Raw genomic sequence first — 19180 nt, forward strand, 5'->3', positions numbered from 1 at the left:
GTTCAGTCTCCAAGCGGCAGGCTGTCGTCACCGCCGCGATAGTCATCGAGGGCCAGCTTGATGCGCCGCAGCCGCTCCTGATTGTCCTCGGGGGCCAGCAGCGCCAGTTCCGTGGCCAGCACGTCGATGGTCAGCAGCATGCCGTAACGCGCCGCCGTGGGTTTATAGATGAAATTGGTTTCGACGATCTGCAACGCCAGCACCACGTCGGCCAGTTGCCCCAGGGGAGAGTCGGCCTGGGTGATGGCGAGGACCCTGGCGCCATAGCTCTTGGCCAGGGTTACAGCTTCCAGCAGTTCCGGGGTCAGGCCGGTCAGGGAGCAGACCACCAGGCTGTGCTCCGGGCCCAGAGTGGCGGCGATCAGACGCATCATTACCGGGTCGCGGCAGGCCGCGATGGGATAGCCCAGGCGCACCAGGCGAGTCTGCAATTCCTCGCTGCACAGGCTGGAACAGCCGCCCATGCCGAAGGCGTGGATCATCCGCGCATCACGCACGATGGCGGCCGCGGCCGCGAAACGCGTCTCGTCAAAACCGGCCAGGTGCTGACGCAAGGTGGCTTCGACATCGCCGACGATCTGACGGAAAAACGCCGACTGCTCGGGTGCCTGTTCCGGATGCAGAAAGCGGCTACCAACGCTGCTGGCCTGGGCAAGTTGCAGGCGCAGATCGCGCAGGTCACGACAGCCGATGCTGCGGGCAAACCGCGACAGGGTCGCACTGCTGACTTCGGCGCGGCTGGCCAGATCGTCGAGGCTGGCACTGGCGGCGAAGGCCACGTCGCTGAGGATCAGCCGGGCAATCCGGCTTTCCCCGGCGCTGAACGAGTCCTGGCGTGCGCGGATCTGGTAAAGGATGTCCACTCAGAGCACCTGCGCCAGGCCCAGGGTGAGGGCGAAGGCCACCACTGAAATCAGGGTTTCCAGCACCGTCCAGGTCTTGAAGGTCTGTGCCACGGTCATATTGAAGTACTCCTTGATAAGCCAGAAACCACCGTCGTTGACGTGGGAAAAAATCACCGAGCCGGCGCCTGTCGCTAATACCAATAGCTCCGGGTGGGGATAGCCAAGGCCCATGGCGACCGGCGCAACAATCCCCGAGGCAGTGGTCATCGCCACGGTGGCAGAACCCGTGGCGACACGCATCAGCGCGGCGAACAGCCAGCCCATGAACAAGGGCGACAGATGAAAGTCCTGGGCCAGGCTGACAATTTCGTTGGTCACCCCGCTGTCGACCAGAATCCTGTTCAACCCGCCACCGGCGCCGACCAACAGGGTGATGCTGGCGGTGGGGGCCAGGCATTCGTTGGTGAATTTCAGGATCGAGTTGCGATTGAAGCCTTGGGCAATCCCCAGCGTCCAGAAGCTTAACAAGGTGGCCAGCAGCAGGGCGATCACCGAGTTGCCGATGAACAGCAGGAAGCTGTTGAACGCGGTGCCCGGTGTGCTGATCAGATTAGCCCAGCCACCCAGCAGCATCAGCACCACTGGCAACAGAATGGTCGCCATGGTCAGGCCGAAGCTGGGTAGCTGCTGACGCGGTTCGCGATCAAGAAACTGCTTGGCCAACGGGTTTTCGTCGGGCAGTTGAATACGCGGCACGATGAATTTCGCGTAGATGGGCCCGGCAATGATCGCCGTAGGGATACCGATCAGGATCGCGTAGAACAGCGTCTGCCCCACTGAAGCCTGATAGGCCTGTACCGCCAGCATGGCCGCAGGGTGTGGCGGCACCAGCGCATGCACCACCGACAGACCGGCGACCATGGGCAGGCCGACCATCAGGATCGACACGCCAACGCGTCGCGCCACGGTAAAGGCAATCGGCACCAGCAACACGAAACCGACTTCGAAAAACAGCGGCAGACCGACCAGAAAGGCAATGCAGACCATGGCCCAATGCGCGTTGCGCTGACCGAAGCGGTTAATGAGTGTGCGCGCCACCTGCTCGGCACCGCCGGATTCGGCCATCATCTTGCCGAGCATGGTGCCCAGCGCCACCACCAGGGCGATATGCCCCAGGGTCTTGCCGACGCCGGTTTCATAGGAGGCGACCACGCCACTGGCAGGCATCCCGGCGACCAGCGCCAGGCCGACGGAGACCAGGGTGATGACAATGAACGGATTGAGACGATAACGGGCAATCAACACGATCAGGGCGATGATCGCGATGGCGGCGTAGGCCAGCAGCGAAAAACCAGCGGAGGGCGGCATGGGGCGATTCCTTGCAGAGAGTGAAGGACCAAAGACTCGACGCAGACGGGGTTCAGCCCATCGGTGCAGAGGCGATTCGGGTAAATCTCGGCAGAGGTGTCGCTAAGACTTGCTGATATGGGGTGTGGGTGAAGCAAGGGCGATAACAGGCGTGCATTGTTTTTATCTCTGTTTTCGTGATGAAAGCAAATTACACGAAATGCAAAATAAAAATCAATTTATGAAAGTAAGTTTCTTTTGGTGAAAAGCTATGTGGGACCGGCTTTAGCCGGGAAAGCATTATTTCGGCCCTGAGAGAGACGTTATGAATTCACCGGCCTCTTCCCGGCTAAAGCCGGTCCCACAAACCCCGTTTTGCTATTGGAACCGCTCCCGATACGCCTGGGGCGTCACCGCCACGCTACGCAAAAAACAGCGGCGCAGGGTTTCTTCGCTGCCGAAACCGCAGCGCGCGGCGATGCGCTTGAGGGGCTGATGGCTGTCGGCGAGCAGGCGTCGCGCGGCTTCGACCCTTAGTTGTTCGACGGCGCGGGCCGGAGTATTGCCGGTCTGGGCGTGGTAGTGACGGACAAAGCTGCGCTCGCTCATGCCGGCCTGGGCGGCGAGGGTGGTCACGGACAGATCCCCGGCGAGGTTTTCCAGGATCCAGGCATGCAGTTCGGCAAAACGGTCGTCGTTCTGCCGGGCGTTGAGTTGCTGCGACAACGCCATGCTGAATTGCGCCTGGCCTCCCGGCCGCTTGAGAAACACCACCAGGTCCCGTGCCACCGCCAGGGCCAGGGCGTGGCCCAGATCCGCTTCGACCAGGGCCAGGGCCAGGTCAATCCCGGCGGTGACCCCGGCCGAAGTCCAGAAACGACCATCATTGATAAAGATCGGGTCCGGCTCGACGTCCAGCGTCGGATGCCGTTGGGCCAATAGTTCACAGCTATTCCAGTGCGTGACCACTCGACGCCCGTCAAGCAGGCCGGTGGCCGCCAGCAGGAATGCGCCGGTACACACCGACGCGACGCGTCGTGCCTGACGGGCATGTTCGAGCAGCCACTGCTGCAACCGGCTGTCGGCGACAGCCGCCTCGACACCCCGGCCACCGGCTACCAGCAAGGTATCGCAAGGCCGTTCCGGGCCGGGCAGGGGCGCAGTCTGCAAGCCCAGACCCGCCGACGACACCACCCCTTCGGCCTGGGCGGCGACTACCTGGGTCAGATAGGGCGTATCCAGGCCAAGCTCCTGTGCCCGCAGATTGGCCGAGGCCAGCACCTGCAAAGGGCCGGAAATATCCAGCAGTTGCACGTTGGGGTAGGCCAGCAGATAGACGACTCGGGACATGGCGGTGATTCGCTTTGGCGTGAAATGTGGGTCTTGTGGCGTATCCGCCAAATCCTCGCAGGATAGAGTTTGGTTGTCCACAAGAGCCCTGTGGGACCGGCTTTAGCCGGGAGGGCGATCCTGCGGCTGAAGCGGCTCTTGCGACAAATCCCATTCCAATCCGAGAGGTACTTATGACTATCAATATCGGCCTATTGGTCTTCCCCAACGTCCAGCAACTGGACCTGACCGGTCCCTACGAGGTTTTCGCCAGCGTGCCCGATATCAAAGTGCACCTTTTGTGGAAAACCCTCGAGCCCATCGTCTCCAGTACCGGCCTGACCCTGCTGCCAACCTGCACCTTCGCCGATTGCCCACCGCTGGATGTGATCTGCATCCCCGGTGGCCTGGGCGTCGATCCCTTGCTTGAAGACCCGCAAACGCTTGCGTTCGTCCAGCAGCAGGCAAAGACCGTGCGCTACATCACCTCGGTCTGCACCGGGGCTCTGGTACTCGGAGCGGCGGGGTTGATGCACGGGCGGCGGGCGACCACGCACTGGGCTTCGCAGGAACTGCTGCAAGCCTTTGGCGCGACCGTGGTGCATGAGCGAGTGGTGCGGGACGGCAATATGATGACGGGCGGCGGGGTGACGGCGGGTATCGACTTTGCCCTGACCCTGCTCGCCGAGCTACTGGATGATCACCTGGCGCAGGTGGTGCAACTGCATCTGGAGTACGCCCCGCAGCCGCCTTTCAACGCTGGGCGTCCGTCAACGGCTCCGGCCGACGTGCTGCAAAGCACCCGGCAACGTGGGGCTGCGGTTCTGGCCAACCGTCAGGCCATCGTCGAGCGCTGGTTGGCGCGGCAGGGGTAAGGCTGTTTACCTGGGGATTTCGTACCAACCCAGGAACATGTCCAGGGTCGCTTCCAGTACTTCGTCCTGACGGGCCTCGGACAGCGTCGGCTCATTCAGTGTGACCTGAGGCCAGAACGAGAAGGCCTTGAGCAGGGCGTGCAATTGATGGGCGGCAAAGCTGGGGTCCACCGGCTTGAAGCGGCCGTCTTTCTGCGCATCCTGAACCCAGGTGGTGAAGCGTTCTTCGCGCTGGTTCAGGCGATTGACCCACACCTGGGCGCGGTCGGGGGAATGGATAGTCGCGCCGATGGCCACTCGGGCCAGATCAAGGAAATTGCTGTCGCTGAGGGTGTTCATCTTGACCCGAAGCTTGGCGCGCAACTGGCTGCGCAGGGATTCTGCGGGCTGGTAGGCAATCTCGTTCTGTTCATCGGCCAGGGACCACAGGCGCATGAGGATTTCAGCGAACAGTTCTTCCTTGCTCGGGAAGTGGTTATAGACGGTACGTTTGGAGACCCCGGCGGTAGCAGCGACTTTGTCCATGCTGGTGATTTCAAAGCCATTGCTACGGAATTCGGCAATGGCCGCCTGGACGATGGCTTCGCGTTTACGGTCGGTGAGGCGTTCCGGGGCTTTCATAGGCTCAGCTTCAAACATGCGTTTCGAGAAAAATTACACTCAGCAGTTTACTTGCTGACGGCGATGATGCAAGCTATAAAAACTACACTGTGTAGTGTAATGCATTGTTACATTTCTTCAGGTCGGCAACGAGCGAAACTCGACCGGCGATTTGAAGTGCAGGCACCCAGGAGTCCGCAGCGCATGGCCACGATAAAACGCACCCCCGACGCCCCTCAATTGCCCACCCTGCAACAACAGAACGGGCGCTATCGCAACCCTGTGCCGATGAGCCCGTCGGGCTTGCTCAGAACCTTGGGCATCTTCTGGGACATGACCTTCAACAAACCCAAACACACCCGTCCAGCGGGCAAGATCCCGGTCCAACCGCTGTCGCGCCAGCAGTTGCTGGCGGCGCCGGACAACACCGTGTATCGCCTCGGTCATTCCACCGTACTGCTCAAGCTGCGCGGCCAGTTCTGGCTGACCGACCCGGTGTTCGCCGAGCGCGCCTCGCCGGTACAGTGGGCCGGGCCGCAGCGTTTCCATCAGCCGCCCATCAGCATTGAAGAGTTGCCGCCGATCAAGGCGGTGATCCTTTCGCACAACCATTACGACCACCTCGACCACATGGCGATCAAGGCCCTGGAGGCCAAGACCGAGCACTTCCTCGCGCCGCTGGGCGTGGGCGATACCCTGATCGAATGGGGCGTGCCGGCCGAGAAGGTCTCGCAGCTGGACTGGTGGCAATCGGCGGAGATTGGCGGCATGCGTTTTGTCGCTACGCCATCGCAACACTTTTCCGGGCGCAGCCTCAGTGATGGCAACCAGACACTCTGGGCATCCTGGGTCATGCTCAATGGCAACCAGCGGATTTTCTTCAGCGGCGACACCGGTTATTTCGACGGCTTCAAGCGTATCGGCGAGCAGTACGGGCCGTTTGATCTGACGCTGATGGAAACCGGTGCCTACAACGTCGAGTGGCCCAATGTGCATATGCAGCCGGAAGAAACCCTGCAGGCGCATATCGACTTACGTGGCCGCTGGCTGCTGCCGATCCACAACGGCACCTTCGACCTGTCCATGCACACCTGGCACGAACCCTTCGACCGCATCCTGGCCCTGGCCTGGGAGAAGAATATTGCCGTGACCACACCGATGATGGGCATGCCGTTCTACCTGCAATTTCCCAATCAGGGCGAGACCTGGTGGAAGGGCGTGGATCAGCAGGCCGAGGATGTGCTGGAACTGGCCCCCGCCAACGAGACATCCGACCACGGCTGCCGTCGCTGGCGGATGCGCAGGGAAGGGCGACACGCATAACCGGAAAAAAACCCGCCATGGCCAGGCGGGTTTTTTTTGCCTTGAGGTTGAGGGTGTTTCGTTCGCCATTGCCCGATCTAGACGCCTTGCTTGGTTGCATTAGCGTCACGGTCAATTTAAGTAGCAAGCTTGCTATCGTGGTCATTCATCGCCAAAGAGGCATTTGCCGTTTTTCCCTGTTTGACAGCAGGCCAATAGCTGTCAATAATCCCTGAAAATGTTGTACGACGACGTATGACAACAATAAAAATAAAATAACAGGGAATGTCATTATGACCCTTGAGTCCGACATCTGCATTGCACCTTCTCTCCCAGGTAGTCCTCTTTCTCGTTTTATTTCCTCTCTATCCCCCTGGCGGATCAAGCATTATTCATGGCAGTTATGTGCCTGCGATTCTGCCTTCGGTTAGTTCGATCGGTAGTTTTAGCGCCCTGAATTACAGGGCACTCAAGATACTTCTATTGCCTGTCGCTTATTAATAACGACAGCAGGGTTCGCTTTGTCTAAAAAAGGAGCACAACAATAATGACAACTCCCAATACTCGTTCACTGGTTCTTCTGGGGGCCAGCGGCATGGCCTTGTTCATGCCTATGTTGAGCCAGGCCGAAGGCTTTCTGGAAGACAGCAAAGCCACGCTTAACCTGCGCAACGCCTACTTCAACCGCAACTTCACCAATCCCGCCTACCCGTCGAGCCGGGCGCCGCAGAACTACGCCGAGGAATGGACGCAGAACTTCATTCTCGACGCCAAGTCCGGTTTCACTCAGGGCTGGGTCGGTTTCGGTGTCGATGTGCTGGGGCTGTATTCGCAAAAGCTCGATGGCGGCAAGGGCACCGGGGGCACGCAGTTGCTGCCGATTCACGATGACGGGCGCCCGGCGGACAACTTCGGTCGCCTGGGCGTGGCGCTCAAGGCCAAGGTCTCCAACACCGAACTGAAGGTCGGCGAATGGATGCCGGTGCTGCCGATTCTGCGTTCGGATGACGGCCGTTCCCTGCCGCAGACCTTCCGTGGCGGGCAGATCACCTCCAAGGAGATCGCCAACCTGACGGTCTACGGCGGTCAGTTTCGTGGCAACAGCCCGCGCAACGACGCGAGCATGGAAGACATGTCGATGAACGGCAAAGGCGCCTTCACCTCGGACCGTTTCAACTTCGGCGGCGGTGAATACAGCTTCAACGACAAGCGCACTCAGGTTGGCGTCTGGTACTCGCAGCTGGAAGATATCTACCAACAGGAATTCCTCAACCTGCTGCATAAACAGACCTTCGGCGACTGGACTCTGGGCGCCAACCTGGGCTACTTCATCGGCAAGGAAGACGGCCGCAAACTGGCCGGGGAAATGGACAACAAGACCCGCTATGCGCTGCTTTCGGCCAAGTACGGTGGCAGCACCTTCTACGTCGGCCTGCAACGCCTGACCGGCGACAGCGCGTGGATGCGGGTCAACGGCACCAGCGGCGGAACCTTGGCCAACGACAGCTACAACGCCAGCTACGACAACGCCCAGGAACGCTCCTGGCAACTGCGCCATGACTTCGACTTCGCGGTGTTCGGTGTGCCCGGCCTGACCCTGATGAACCGCTACATCAGCGGCGACAACGTGCACACCGGCACCATCACCGACGGCAAGGAATGGGGGCGCGAGTCGGAACTGGCCTACGTGTTCCAGAGCGGTACGTTCAAGAACCTCAGCCTGCGCTGGCGCAACTCCAGCATGCGTCGGGACTTCAGCACCAACGAGTTTGACGAGAACCGGATCTTTATCAGTTATCCGATTTCGTTGCTTTAAGCCTGCTTGCTGACTATGTGGGACCGGCTTCAGCCGGGAAGGCAATGGGTGCTGACATAAAAGTCATCTACTATCCCGTCCCCTTCCCGGCTAAAGCCGGTCCCACAGGATTTCATGACTCAGGTAGTTGCATGGGATAATGTTATGTAACTAATTATTTCCGAAACTTGGCGGTTGTAACAGGATTAAGACGATCAATCTTGATAAGAGCGTTATTGGCCTTGGCTGCAACCCTGATCAATCAAGTGAGTCAGGTCAATACATGCCACGTTGACAAACTTGCCTGTCCGTCAATAATCCTCTGATGTCATACGACAACGGATGACACATAAAAATAACAACACCGGAGATATCCATGGACTTCAAACGCACCTTCCTCGTCGCTGCACTTCCCCTCGCCATGTGCCTGGCGGCGTCGGCTCAGGCCGAGACCAAGATCAAGTTCGCCGAAATTCATCCCGCCGGTTACCCCACCGTGGTCGCCGAAAGCAATATGGGCAAAGTCCTGGAGAAAGAGAGCAAGGGCGATATCAGTTTCAAGATGTTCGCCGGCGGCGTGCTCGGCTCCGAGAAAGAGGTGATCGAGCAGGTGCAACTGGGTGCCATCCAGATGGCTCGGGTCAGCCTTGGGGTAGTAGGACCGGTGGTGCCGGAAGTGAACGTGTTCAATATGCCGTTCGTGTTCCGTGACCAGGCCCATATGCGCAAGATCATCGACGGCGAGATAGGTCAGGAGATCCTCGACAAGATCACCAACTCCGATACGAAAATGGTCGCCCTGGCCTGGATGGACGGCGGCACGCGCAACCTGTACACCAAGAAGCCGGTGCGCTCCCTGGCCGATCTCAAGGGCATGAAAATCCGCGTTCAGGGCAACCCTCTGTTTATCGACACCATCAATGACATGGGCGGCAACGGCATCGCCATGGACACCGGGGAAATCTTCAGCGCCCTGCAGACCGGGGTGATCGATGGCGCCGAGAATAACCCGCCAACCCTGCTCGAACACAACCACTACCAGAACGCCAAGTACTACACCCTGACCGGGCACCTGATCCTGCCGGAACCGGTGGTCATGTCCAAAACCACTTGGGACAAGCTCAAACCCGAAGAGCAGGCGTTGGTGAAAAAGGCCGCCCGTGATGCGCAGATGGAAGAGCGCATCCTGTGGGACGCCAAGTCGGCCAGTGCCGAAGAGAAGCTCAAGGCCGCCGGCGTGGAATTCATCACGGTGGACAAGAAACCCTTCTTCGATGCCACCCAGCCGGTGCGGGACAAATACGGCGCGCAGTTCGCCGAGCTGATCAAGCGCATCGACGCCGTTCAGTAAGCCTGTCTCCCCTGACGCCTCTGCACGCCCGGCCCCGCGCCCGGCGTGCTTCTCACGGTGAAGCCTGATGAAAAACACGCTGCTACGCCTCAACGACAAGATCTACATGGCTTGTATCTGGGTCGCCGGTCTGGCGGTCCTGACTATCTCGCTGATCATCCCCTGGGGCATCTTTGCTCGTTACGTACTGGGCTCCGGCTCCGGCTGGCCGGAGCCCACGGCGATTCTGCTGATGATGGTGTTTACCTTTATCGGCGCCGCCGCCAGCTACCGCGCCGGTGCGCACATGGCGGTGGCCATGCTCACCGATCGTATGCAGCCGTCCGTCCGGCATTGGGTCAGCATCCTGACGCAAATATTCATGGCGATCATCTGCCTGTTCATGACGATCTGGGGCATCAAGCTGTGCGCCGCCACCTGGAATCAGTTCCTTGGCTCGCTGCCCGCGTTGCGCGTCGGTGTCACTTACCTGCCGATTCCCGTGGGTGGTTTCCTGACTTTGATCTTCGTCCTGGAAAAACTCTTTCTGGGCGACCAAAGCAATCGCCGGGTCGTGCGTTTCGACCTGGTAGAAGAAAGCGAAGGGGCGGCATAAATGGATGCATTCATCCTGTTGGGCAGTTTTATCGCGCTGATCCTCATCGGCGTACCGGTGGCCTTTGCCCTGGGCATGTCTGCGCTGATCGGCGCCTGGTGGATCGACATTCCGTTCTCGGCGATGATGATTCAGGTCGCCGGGGGCGTGAACAAGTTCTCCCTGTTGGCGATCCCGTTCTTCGTTCTGGCCGGGGCGATCATGGCCGAGGGCGGCATGTCCCGGCGTCTGGTGGCGTTTGCCGGGGTGCTGGTGGGTTTTGTCCGTGGCGGCCTGTCCCTGGTCAATATCATGGCCTCGACCTTTTTCGGGGCGATTTCCGGCTCGTCCGTGGCAGACACGGCGTCCGTAGGCTCGGTGCTTATTCCGGAGATGGAGCGCAACGGTTATCCCCGGGATTTCTCCACGGCGGTGACGGTCAGCGGTTCGGTGCAGGCCTTGCTGACACCGCCCAGTCATAACTCGGTGCTGTACTCCCTGGCAGCGGGGGGCACCGTATCGATTGCCTCGCTGTTCATGGCCGGGATTGTTCCGGGCCTGTTGATGAGCGCCTGCCTGATGGTGCTGTGTCTGATCTTCGCCAGGAAGCGCAACTACCCCAAGGGTGAAGTGATTCCGCTCAAGCAGGCGCTGAAAATCTGCGGCGAAGCCCTGTGGGGCATGATGGCCATGGTCATCATTCTCGGCGGCATTCTCTCGGGGATTTTCACCGCCACCGAGTCGGCGGCGATCGCTGTACTCTGGTCATTCTTCGTGACCATGTTCATCTACCGCGACTACAAATGGCGCGAGCTGCCCAAGCTGATGCACCGCACGGTGCGGACCATTTCCATCGTCATGCTGTTGATCGGCTTTGCCTCCAGCTTCGGCTACATCATGACCCTGATGGAGATCCCGGCGAAAATCACCACGATGTTCCTGACCCTGTCGGACAACCGTTACGTGATTCTCATGTGCATCAACGTCATGTTGTTGCTGCTGGGTACTGTGATGGACATGGCGCCGCTGATCCTGATCCTGACGCCGATCCTGATGCCGGTGATCCTCGGCATCGGCGTCGACCCGGTGCAGTTCGGCATGATCATGCTGGTCAACCTGGGCATCGGCCTGATCACGCCGCCGGTGGGCGCGGTGCTGTTCGTCGGCTCGGCGGTGGGCAAGGTCAGTATCGAAGCGACGGTCAAGGCGCTGCTGCCGTTCTATGGCGTGCTGTTCATTGTGCTGATGCTGGTGACCTATATTCCGGCAATTTCGCTGTGGTTGCCGCATCTGGTTTTGTGATCGTTATCTTGATGAGTCTGACTTTGTAGGAGCGAGGCTTGCCCGCGAAGGCGTTGTTTCTATCTCGAAATATAGGTCGGGTGTAACGGCCTCTTCGCGGGCAAGCCTCGCTCCAACGATCTCCATGCTGTTTAGGAAAATCTCATCCATGCCTCGTCTACCCCCGATCATTACCCTGGAAAACAGCATCACCCGCCTGACCCTCTCTCCTGAAACCGGCGGCAGTATCGTCAACTGGCTGGCCCTGGAGGGCGGTCACTGGTTGTTGCGTCACAGCAGCGAGGGCGACCGGGCCGAACGCTCGCCCCGACGGCTGGCCTGTTATCCGTTGCTGCCCTGGTCCAACCGCATTGGTCGGGGCGGTTTCCAGCAGCCCGATGGTTGGCTGGCATTGCCCGCGAACAGTCCGGGCGATCCGCTGCCGATCCATGGCAGCGCCTGGCAGCAAGCCTGGACACTGGTCGAGCAGGACCGTTTGAGCGCCACCCTTGAGCTGGAGTCTACCCAGCCATTCCCCTATCGGGCGCGTCAGCGTTTCGAGCTGGAGGGCGGGGCGCTGCGCATCAGTTTGCAGGTCACCCATCTGGGTGAAGGCTCTGCCTGGTACGGTCTGGGTCTGCACCCTTATCTGCCGCGCACCCAACAGACCCGCCTGCAGGTACGGGCCGGGGGCGTGTGGTTGTGTGACGGTGACGGGCTGTCGGAGCGCCTGAGCGAAATACCGTCCGAGTGGGACTTGCAGCACAGCAACCCGCTACCGGACAGCGTGGATAACGCCTTTACCGAGTGGGATGGTGAGTGCCTGATCACCCAGACCGACGCCGGTTATCAGCTACACGGCCAAGCCCGTGGCAGCGACTGCTTCATGCTGTTCTGCCCGCAGGGCAAGGACTTCTTCTGTTTCGAACCGGTCAGTCATCCGGTCAATGCCCACCATTTGTCGGGCCGGCCGGGCCTGCGCTTGTTGGCGCAGGGGCAGCAGGCCAGCCTGGAGTGGAGCCTGACTTATCTGAGACTGGCGTGATTGCATTTTGATGTTATCGTGGGAGCGGACTTGCCGGTTTTCGGCTGCCGTGTCCATGAGGCGACTCTCATGCAAAACAATAATGCGAATGCTTTGAGAAAGCTGGATGTGCAGGACTTCCTTGTGTTTGCTGCGGTCTTCGAGCAACGCAACCTGACCCTGGCTTGTGATGCCCTGCATCTGAACCCTTCAGTGGCCAACCACTGCCTGAAGAAACTGCGCATGCATTTTCAGGATGAGCTATTCATCTGCACGCGCAACGGCATGCGCCCGACGCGCAAGGCCACGGCCATGCGCAGTCATGTGCAGTCGATCCTGCACCATATCGAATCCTGTGAGTCCGGCCTGCGCATGTTCGACCCGGTGCAGCGCCAGACCATGTTCACCGTCTACGCCCCGGAATACTTCGAGCTGCTGGTTCTGCCGCACCTGATGCGCAATTTCATTGGTTCAGGCTTCGATGTGACCGTGGAAGTGCGCACCCTGGAGAAGCAGCTTCCGGTAGGTGGCCTGCGCGATGACTACCTGGACCTGGCCCTGTGTTTTGGCCCAGACTTCCAGGATATCCCTACGGGGCTGTCGAGCCAGGTGCTGCTGGAGGACGATCTGGTCTGCGTGATGGATCGCAAGACGGCGTCGCACAAACCGGCCATCGATGTCGCTACCTTTGTCTCCCGACCTCATGTCTACCCAGTGCCCTGGACCTCCGATACCAATCTGGTCGACACCTGGCTGCAGAAACACGGTCAGGAACGCCAGGTGGTGGCCCGGGCCAACAGCTATGCAGCGGCCCTGCAGATGCTCCCTGATACCGACCTGATCCTGACCCTGCCACGACGCATTCAGACACTGCTCGGTAACGAACCGTGGCTGGCGGTGTGCGAGCTGCCGGTGGACCTGCCGGGTTTCACTCTGGACATGGTCTGGAGTGAACATGCCGACAGCGACGATGCCAATGGCTGGTTTCGTGAGCAGGTGATCAAGGTGTGTGCCGAGCAGGGGCTTATTTAGAGTTAGGTGGATGGCAGCTTATCAAAAACATCCTGACTATCTGAAATAGTGCGATTTTCTGTGGGATATGGGTGTGTCAGCAGCTCTGTACCCGTTCCGTCATCGCTGCCAATGCCACTGACGTAGCCGCAGTGCGCGTTTCAACGCCCAGCTTGATGTAGATATGCTCCAGATGCTTGTTCACCGTGCGCGGGCTCAACTGCAGGATGTCGCCGATGTCCTTGTTGGTCTTGCCGCAGGACACCCAGCGCAGCACTTCGATTTCCCGTTCGGTGAGTTGGAAGCGGCTCGACAGCTTGCCGTAGGCGGGTTTGTCGTCGAAGCCCAGGCTCACGGACTGCGAGGCCTGACGCGCGGCCTGCAGGATACGCGCGGTGCGCAGGTGTGAGGCGACCCGGGCCAGCACTTCATTGCACTGGATGGGCTTGGTCACGTAGTCGATGGCCCCGGCTTCGAAGCCTTTGACCACATGCTCGCTGTCGGTTAGCGCGGTCATGAACAGCACCGGTATATTCGCCGTCTCGGGTTGGGCCTTGATCCGTCGGCAGGTCTCGAAACCGTCCAGCCCCGGCATCAGCGCGTCAAGCAGGATCAGGTCGGGGCGGCGGCGCTGAATGCGGTTCAGCGCACTGTTGCCGTCCAATGCCACCAGCACCATGTAGCCCGCTTCGTCGAGGGCATCGGAAAGCAGCGCCAGGTTATCCGGGGTGTCGTCGACGATCAGGATCACGCCGTTATCAGCAGGTTGAGTCTGGGTGTCCATTGAGGGCCTCCTTGAGTTGCAGGCTGAGTTCATCCAGGCGAAAGCCCTTGGCAAGTTGGCGCAGGTCGGCGACGAAACCGGCGCTGGCGCTGCTGTCGCGTTCGATGGCGTCGAGTTTGTGCTGGATCCCGCGCACATAGCCCAGGCCGCAGAGTTCGTAGAGGTCTTCCAGATCCTGGCGCGGCGGCAGGTGCCAGGGCGCCTTGACCTGCGGGGCAGGGCGCAGTTGATGGCGCCAGCTCAGATGCAGGTGCTGCTGGATACGTTCGAGCAGCTGCGGCACATGCACGGGCTTGGCCAGGTAGTCGTTGCAGACCGGGGGCAGGCCGTCGCTGAACGGGTTGGCATTGGCCGAGAGAATGATGATCGGCGCCAGGGACAGGGCATTGCGGCGGATCAGGCGACTGGTTTCCCAACCGTCCATGTCCGGCATCGACAGGTCCATGAGAATCAGGTCCGGATGCAGCAGCGAGACTTGGCGGATGGCCTCCTGACCATTGGCCGCTTCTGCAATATCAAAGCCCAGGGGGGCGAGCATGCCGCTGATGATCCGCCGATGCTCGATATGGTCATCCACCACCAGAATCAGGCGCTTGCGGCCGTCGTAGCCGATCACGTCATGCTCGACATGGATCACCGCCTTGGGCACCCGGACTTCCGAGAGAAACAGCCGCACCTGAAAGCGTGTGCCTTCGTCGGGTTGACTGGTCACCGACAGTGCGCCGCCCATCAGCGAAGTGAGCATGCGGGTGATGGTCAGGCCCAGGCCGACGCCGTTGTCCTGGCGCACCAGGCCCCCCCGTTCGAACGGCTGAAAGATCCGTTCGATCTGCTCCGGGGCGATGCCGATACCGGTGTCGATAATGTCGAATATCGCCGTTTCCCGGCGATAGCTGACCCGCAGGCAAACCTCGCCGCTGTCGGTGAAATTCACCGCGTTGCCCAGCAGATTGATGAGGATCTGCCGCACCCGCTTTTCGTCGCCGCGCACCACCGCCGGCATGCGCCCGAGCAGATCCAGGCGAAAGCCCAGGCCTTTCTCCCGCGCAGTGGGGGCGAACATCTGCTCCAGGTCGTGGAGGAATTCCTGAAAGAGAATTTCCGAAGGCTCCAGACGCAGCTTGCCGGCTTCGATCTTGGCGACGTCGAGCAGACCATCGATCAAGGACAGCAAGTGCGAGCTGCTGCGCATGATGGTGGCCAGGGAATCCTGATGCCGCGCCGGGGTGGCGGCGTCGCGTTGCAGGATCTGGGTAAAGCCGAGAATGCTATTGAGCGGCGTGCGCAGTTCGTGGGACAGCCCGGTGACATAGCGGCTCTTGGCAGCATTGGCCGCCTCCGAGGCTTCCTTGGCCTGTTGCAGAGCCTGGTCGGTCTTGAAGTGGGCGTCGATTTCCTGCATCAGCAGCACCGTCTGGCGCTCGGATTCCTCCAGGGCCACGCGGCGGCTTTCACGGGTCAGGATGACCCACCAGGCGAGGATCCCGGCGAACACGCAGAGGGTGAAAAACGCCTTGAGAAAGGCCAGTTGCAGGGTGTGATGAACCTGCGGCGACTGGTCGATCAGGCCATGGGCAACCTGGCTGTAAATCAGCGCCAAGGCCCCGGAAAGCATCAGCACCAGCATGCTCATCAAGCCCAGATATTGCGCCAGGCGGGTATGCAGGTACTTGCGCGGCAGGTGCGGTAACAGGCGGCTGACCAGGTCCTCGAACTGCATGGACAGCCGCGCGCGGCTTTTGCACTGGTCGGCGCAACGGGCATCCAGGGAGCAGCACAACGAACAGATCGGCGAGCCATAGGCCGGGCACCACGCCATGTCCGGGGTCTCGAAGGCGTTGCTGCACAGGCCGCAGTGCAAAGTGCTATGCGGCCCGGTGGGGTACAGCAACTCCGGCGCACTGGTGCGGGCAATGTAGTAGCGGCCTTTGGTCAGCCAGGCGATCAACGGCGCCACCACCAGCGCGGTGCACAGGGAAATCAGTGGCGGTGCGGCCTGGGCGAGGGCGCCGAATGCACCGAAGTGGGCACAGATGGACAGCAATGAGGCCACCGCCATGGCGCCGACGCCCACCGGGTTGATGTCGTACAGGTGCGCGCGCTTGAACTCGATATGTTTTGGCGACAGGCCCAGAGGCTTGTTGATCACCAGATCGGCGACCAGAGTGCCGATCCAGGCAATGGCAACGTTGGCGTACAGGCCCAGCACTTGCTCGATGGCGTCGAACACCCCCAGCTCCATGAGAATCAGGGCGATGGCGACGTTGAACACCAGCCACACGACGCGTCCCGGATGGCTGTGGGTGACCCGGGCAAAGAAGTTCGACCAGGCCAGGGACCCGGCGTAGGCGTTGGTCAGGTTGATCTTGATCTGGGAAATGATCACGAACAGGACCATGGCTGCCAGCGCCCACTCCGGCGAGGCGAACACATAACGGAAGGCCACCAGGTACATCTGGGTCGGCTCGGCAGCGCGCTCGATGGGCACTTCATGTTGCAGGGCGAGAAAGGCCAGGAAGGCCCCGGCCATGATCTTCAGGCCACCGGGTATGACCCAGCCGGGCCCGGCCATGAGCAGGGCGGTCCACCAGCGGCGGCGGTTGCGCCGGGTCTTTTCGGGGAGGAAGCGCAGGTAGTCGACCTGTTCGCCGATCTGCGTGACCAGGGACAGGGCGACGCTGAACGCCGCACCAAAGAACAGCAGGTTAAAAGTGCCGCCTTCGCCTTCGCGCCCGGAAAAACTGGGGAAATCACCGAAGGCACTGGGATTTTTCCAGATCACGAACACGTACGGCACGATCAACAGGGTCAGCCACAGCGGTTGCGACCACATCTGCAGGCGGCTGATCAGGGTGATGCCGTAGGCCACCAGCGGGATGACGATGATCGAGCAGATGACATAGGCCAGGGCCAGGGGGATATGGAAATACAGCTCCAGGGCCAGGGCCATGATTGCCGCTTCCAGGGCGAAGAACAGGAAGGTGAAGCTGGCGTAGATCAGCGAGGTGATGGTCGAGCCGATATAGCCGAAGCCCGCGCCACGGGTCAGCAGGTCCATGTCCACGCCATAGCGCGCGGCGTAGTAGCTGATCGGCAGACCGGTGAGGAAGATCACCGCCATCATGGCAATGATCGCCCACAGCGTATTGGTGAAACCGTAACTCATCACCAGCGCGCCGCCGATGGCCTCCAGCGCCAGAAACGACACCGCGCCCACGGCGGTATTGGCGATACGGAATTCCGACCATTTGCGAAACGACTTGGGGGTAAACCGCAGGGCGTAGTCCTCCATGGTCTCGTCGGCGACCAGGCTGTTGTAATCACGGCGCACCTTGACGATGCGTTGAGAGCCGGAAGGTCGCACGTGGGTGATTCCTGATGGAGTGGGATCGAGCAGCAAGGTTCGTGCCCGATGATTTATTGGGTGTTGGGTGTTGGGTGTTGGGTGTTGGGCGTGGCTTGCCCGCGAGAGGCCGGTACATCCGATCAATCTCTATTGCCTGACACATTGCTTTCGCGGGCAAGCCACGCTCCCACATAGCAATGCCTGCGCGATGATGCCAAAGCCGAAAGTTCCCGACCCTACGTCAAATGACGTACGCCGCTACGTCATGGTGCGTATACCCGCTTTTGCGGGTCGCCCCCATGCTTGCTCCAACCTCGCAACCGGGCCTTGACCGGCTTGGTTGCGGCGAACCACAAGCACAGGAGCGGCAACATGGATTTACGACTGACGGGCGCGAAACGTTTGTTCCCTCGGCGGCTGGCGTTGGGCGCGGCTGCGCTCTCGCTGATTGCTGCCGGAGTGTTCAGCCAGGTGACCATGGCCGATGACGCCAACACCACCGGGCTGGCAGTAACCCCCACCGAAGTGACGGTCGGCCAGTTGCACTCGGCCACCGGCACCATGGCGATTTCCGAGACCGGTTCGATTCAGGCCGAACGCCTGGCCATCGATCAGATCAACGCCTCGGGCGGTATCCTCGGCCGGCAGATCAAGGTGATCCAGGAAGACGGCGCTTCGGACTGGCCGACCTTCGCGGAGAAAGCCAAGAAGCTGCTGGTCGGCGACAAGGTTGCCACCGTGTTCGGCTGCTGGACCTCGGCCTCGCGCAAAGCGGTGCTGCCAGTGTTCGAGAAGGAAAACGGCCTGCTCTACTACCCGACCTTCTATGAAGGCCTGGAGCAGTCGAAAAACGTGATTTATACCGGCCAGGAAGCTACCCAGCAGATCCTCGCCAGCCTCGACTGGATCGCCAAGACCAAGGGTGCCAAGTCCTTCTACCTGATCGGCTCGGACTACATCTGGCCGCGCACCTCGATGAAGATCGCCCGCAAGCACATCGAAAATGTCCTGCACGGCACTGTGGTCGGGGAGGACTACTACCCGCTGGGCAACACGCAATTCGGTTCGCTGATCAACAAGGTCAAGCTGAAAAAGCCTGACGTGGTCTTCGCCGCCGTGGTCGGTGGCTCCAACGTCGCCTTCTACAAACAGCTGAAAGCCGCCGGCGTTACTGCCGAGAAGCAGAACCTGCTGACGCTGTCGGTAACCGAGGATGAACTGTTGGGCATCGGCGGCGAAAACATGGCCGGCTTCTACGCCTCCATGAAGTACTTCCAGAGCCTGGACAACCCCAACAACAAAGCCTTCGTCGAAGCCTTCAAGGCCAAGTACGGCAAGGATTCGGTGATGGGCGACGTGACCCAGGCCGCCTACCTCGGGCCATGGCTGTGGAAAGCCGCCGTCGAGAAAGCCGGCAGCTTCGACGTCGACAAAGTGGTCGCTGCATCCCCAGGCATCGAACTGAAGACCGCGCCGGAAGGCTACGTGAAGATCCACGAAAACCATCACCTGTGGAGCAAGACCCGCATCGGCGAAGTCCTGCCCAACGGCCAGTTCAAGGTGGTTTACGAGTCGGATCTGATTGAGCCGAATCCGTTTCCCAAAGGTTATCAATAGGCCGCTGTGCGGCAGCTGCGAGCTATGAGCTGCGAGCTGCAAGCAGAAGCAAGAGCAACGTAAGTCCGCTTCTGCTCGAAGCTCGAAGCTTGCAGCTTG

The 19180-nt window shown here is 60.5% G+C and carries 15 protein-coding genes; 9 read left to right on the forward strand and 6 right to left on the reverse strand.

What is annotated here, in order from left to right:
* Nucleotides 1–2: 2 nt before the first annotated feature.
* The 3 genes from AC1Z24_RS09770 to AC1Z24_RS09780 all read right to left on the reverse strand — a co-directional run bounded on the left by AC1Z24_RS09770 (nt 3) and on the right by AC1Z24_RS09780 (nt 3542).
* Nucleotides 3–863, reverse strand: a complete 861-nt coding sequence (locus AC1Z24_RS09770; protein WP_483745458.1) for a MurR/RpiR family transcriptional regulator — start codon at nt 861–863, stop codon at nt 3–5.
* Nucleotides 864–2213 carry a GntT/GntP/DsdX family permease gene (locus AC1Z24_RS09775; protein WP_483745459.1) on the reverse strand — a complete coding sequence of 450 codons (1350 nt, stop codon included), beginning with the start codon at nt 2211–2213 and terminating at the stop codon, nt 864–866.
* A 357-nt stretch (nt 2214–2570) separates the two neighbouring features.
* Nucleotides 2571–3542: a GlxA family transcriptional regulator gene (locus AC1Z24_RS09780; protein WP_483745460.1), complete on the reverse strand. Its 972-nt coding sequence runs from the start codon at nt 3540–3542 to the stop codon at nt 2571–2573.
* 173 nt (nt 3543–3715) lie between these two features.
* On the opposite strand from AC1Z24_RS09780, the gene AC1Z24_RS09785 reads away from it, so the two are divergent.
* Nucleotides 3716–4396: a DJ-1/PfpI family protein gene (locus AC1Z24_RS09785; RefSeq protein ID WP_483745461.1), complete on the forward strand. Its 681-nt coding sequence runs from the start codon at nt 3716–3718 to the stop codon at nt 4394–4396.
* Nucleotides 4397–4402: 6 nt separating this feature from the next.
* On the opposite strand, the gene AC1Z24_RS09790 is transcribed toward AC1Z24_RS09785, so the two are convergent.
* Nucleotides 4403–5017, reverse strand: coding sequence for a TetR/AcrR family transcriptional regulator (locus AC1Z24_RS09790; protein ID WP_483745462.1), 615 nt, complete (start codon nt 5015–5017; stop codon nt 4403–4405).
* Between the two features lie 183 nt (nt 5018–5200).
* Here AC1Z24_RS09790 and AC1Z24_RS09795 point away from each other — a divergent pair, with 183 nt between their 5' ends.
* The 7 genes from AC1Z24_RS09795 (at nt 5201) to AC1Z24_RS09825 (ending at nt 13355) form a co-directional block, all read left to right on the forward strand.
* A complete protein-coding gene (locus AC1Z24_RS09795) occupies nt 5201–6319 on the forward strand; it encodes an MBL fold metallo-hydrolase (protein WP_483745463.1) in 1119 nt (372 codons plus the stop codon).
* A gap of 526 nt (nt 6320–6845) precedes the next feature.
* On the forward strand, nt 6846–8114 hold the full coding sequence (locus tag AC1Z24_RS09800; RefSeq protein ID WP_483745464.1) for an OprD family porin: 1269 nt from the start codon (nt 6846–6848) through the stop codon (nt 8112–8114).
* A 355-nt stretch (nt 8115–8469) separates the two neighbouring features.
* A complete protein-coding gene (locus tag AC1Z24_RS09805; protein ID WP_483745465.1) occupies nt 8470–9444 on the forward strand; it encodes a TRAP transporter substrate-binding protein in 975 nt (324 codons plus the stop codon).
* Nucleotides 9445–9511: 67 nt separating this feature from the next.
* A complete protein-coding gene (locus AC1Z24_RS09810) occupies nt 9512–10039 on the forward strand; it encodes a TRAP transporter small permease (protein WP_483745466.1) in 528 nt (175 codons plus the stop codon).
* Nucleotides 10040–11320: a TRAP transporter large permease gene (locus tag AC1Z24_RS09815; protein ID WP_483745467.1), complete on the forward strand. Its 1281-nt coding sequence runs from the start codon at nt 10040–10042 to the stop codon at nt 11318–11320. It begins immediately after the preceding gene.
* Between the two features lie 148 nt (nt 11321–11468).
* Nucleotides 11469–12344 carry an aldose 1-epimerase gene (locus tag AC1Z24_RS09820; protein ID WP_483745468.1) on the forward strand — a complete coding sequence of 292 codons (876 nt, stop codon included), beginning with the start codon at nt 11469–11471 and terminating at the stop codon, nt 12342–12344.
* Between the two features lie 69 nt (nt 12345–12413).
* Nucleotides 12414–13355, forward strand: a complete 942-nt coding sequence (locus AC1Z24_RS09825; RefSeq protein WP_483745469.1) for a LysR family transcriptional regulator — start codon at nt 12414–12416, stop codon at nt 13353–13355.
* Nucleotides 13356–13431: 76 nt separating this feature from the next.
* Here AC1Z24_RS09825 and AC1Z24_RS09830 read toward each other — a convergent pair whose 3' ends face one another.
* Both AC1Z24_RS09830 and AC1Z24_RS09835 read right to left on the reverse strand, forming a co-directional pair.
* Nucleotides 13432–14118: a response regulator gene (locus AC1Z24_RS09830; RefSeq protein WP_483745470.1), complete on the reverse strand. Its 687-nt coding sequence runs from the start codon at nt 14116–14118 to the stop codon at nt 13432–13434.
* Nucleotides 14093–17482, reverse strand: a complete 3390-nt coding sequence (locus AC1Z24_RS09835; RefSeq protein ID WP_483745471.1) for a hybrid sensor histidine kinase/response regulator — start codon at nt 17480–17482, stop codon at nt 14093–14095. The genes AC1Z24_RS09830 and AC1Z24_RS09835 overlap by 26 nt, the downstream gene beginning before the upstream one ends.
* Before the next feature lie 354 nt (nt 17483–17836).
* On the opposite strand from AC1Z24_RS09835, the gene urtA reads away from it, so the two are divergent.
* Entirely contained in the window at nt 17837–19081 is a 1245-nt protein-coding gene (gene urtA / locus AC1Z24_RS09840; RefSeq protein ID WP_259100778.1) for an urea ABC transporter substrate-binding protein, read from the forward strand.
* The last annotated feature ends 99 nt before the right edge of the window (nt 19082–19180 follow it).

The organism is Pseudomonas sp. JL23 (assembly GCF_056933585.1).

Excerpts from the sequence above, each read along its gene's own strand:
- AC1Z24_RS09775 (WP_483745459.1), bottom strand. The coding sequence starts at position 2,213 with ATGCCGCCCTCCGCTGGTTTTTCGCTGCTGGCCTACGCCGCCATCGCG.
- AC1Z24_RS09780 (WP_483745460.1), bottom strand. The coding sequence starts at position 3,542 with ATGTCCCGAGTCGTCTATCTGCTGGCCTACCCCAACGTGCAACTGCTG.
- AC1Z24_RS09785 (WP_483745461.1), top strand. The coding sequence starts at position 3,716 with ATGACTATCAATATCGGCCTATTGGTCTTCCCCAACGTCCAGCAACTG.
- AC1Z24_RS09790 (WP_483745462.1), bottom strand. The coding sequence starts at position 5,017 with ATGAAAGCCCCGGAACGCCTCACCGACCGTAAACGCGAAGCCATCGTC.
- AC1Z24_RS09795 (WP_483745463.1), top strand. The coding sequence starts at position 5,201 with ATGGCCACGATAAAACGCACCCCCGACGCCCCTCAATTGCCCACCCTG.
- AC1Z24_RS09800 (WP_483745464.1), top strand. The coding sequence starts at position 6,846 with ATGACAACTCCCAATACTCGTTCACTGGTTCTTCTGGGGGCCAGCGGC.
- AC1Z24_RS09805 (WP_483745465.1), top strand. The coding sequence starts at position 8,470 with ATGGACTTCAAACGCACCTTCCTCGTCGCTGCACTTCCCCTCGCCATG.
- AC1Z24_RS09810 (WP_483745466.1), top strand. The coding sequence starts at position 9,512 with ATGAAAAACACGCTGCTACGCCTCAACGACAAGATCTACATGGCTTGT.
- AC1Z24_RS09815 (WP_483745467.1), top strand. The coding sequence starts at position 10,040 with ATGGATGCATTCATCCTGTTGGGCAGTTTTATCGCGCTGATCCTCATC.
- AC1Z24_RS09820 (WP_483745468.1), top strand. The coding sequence starts at position 11,469 with ATGCCTCGTCTACCCCCGATCATTACCCTGGAAAACAGCATCACCCGC.
- AC1Z24_RS09825 (WP_483745469.1), top strand. The coding sequence starts at position 12,414 with ATGCAAAACAATAATGCGAATGCTTTGAGAAAGCTGGATGTGCAGGAC.
- AC1Z24_RS09830 (WP_483745470.1), bottom strand. The coding sequence starts at position 14,118 with ATGGACACCCAGACTCAACCTGCTGATAACGGCGTGATCCTGATCGTC.
- urtA (WP_259100778.1), top strand. The coding sequence starts at position 17,837 with ATGGATTTACGACTGACGGGCGCGAAACGTTTGTTCCCTCGGCGGCTG.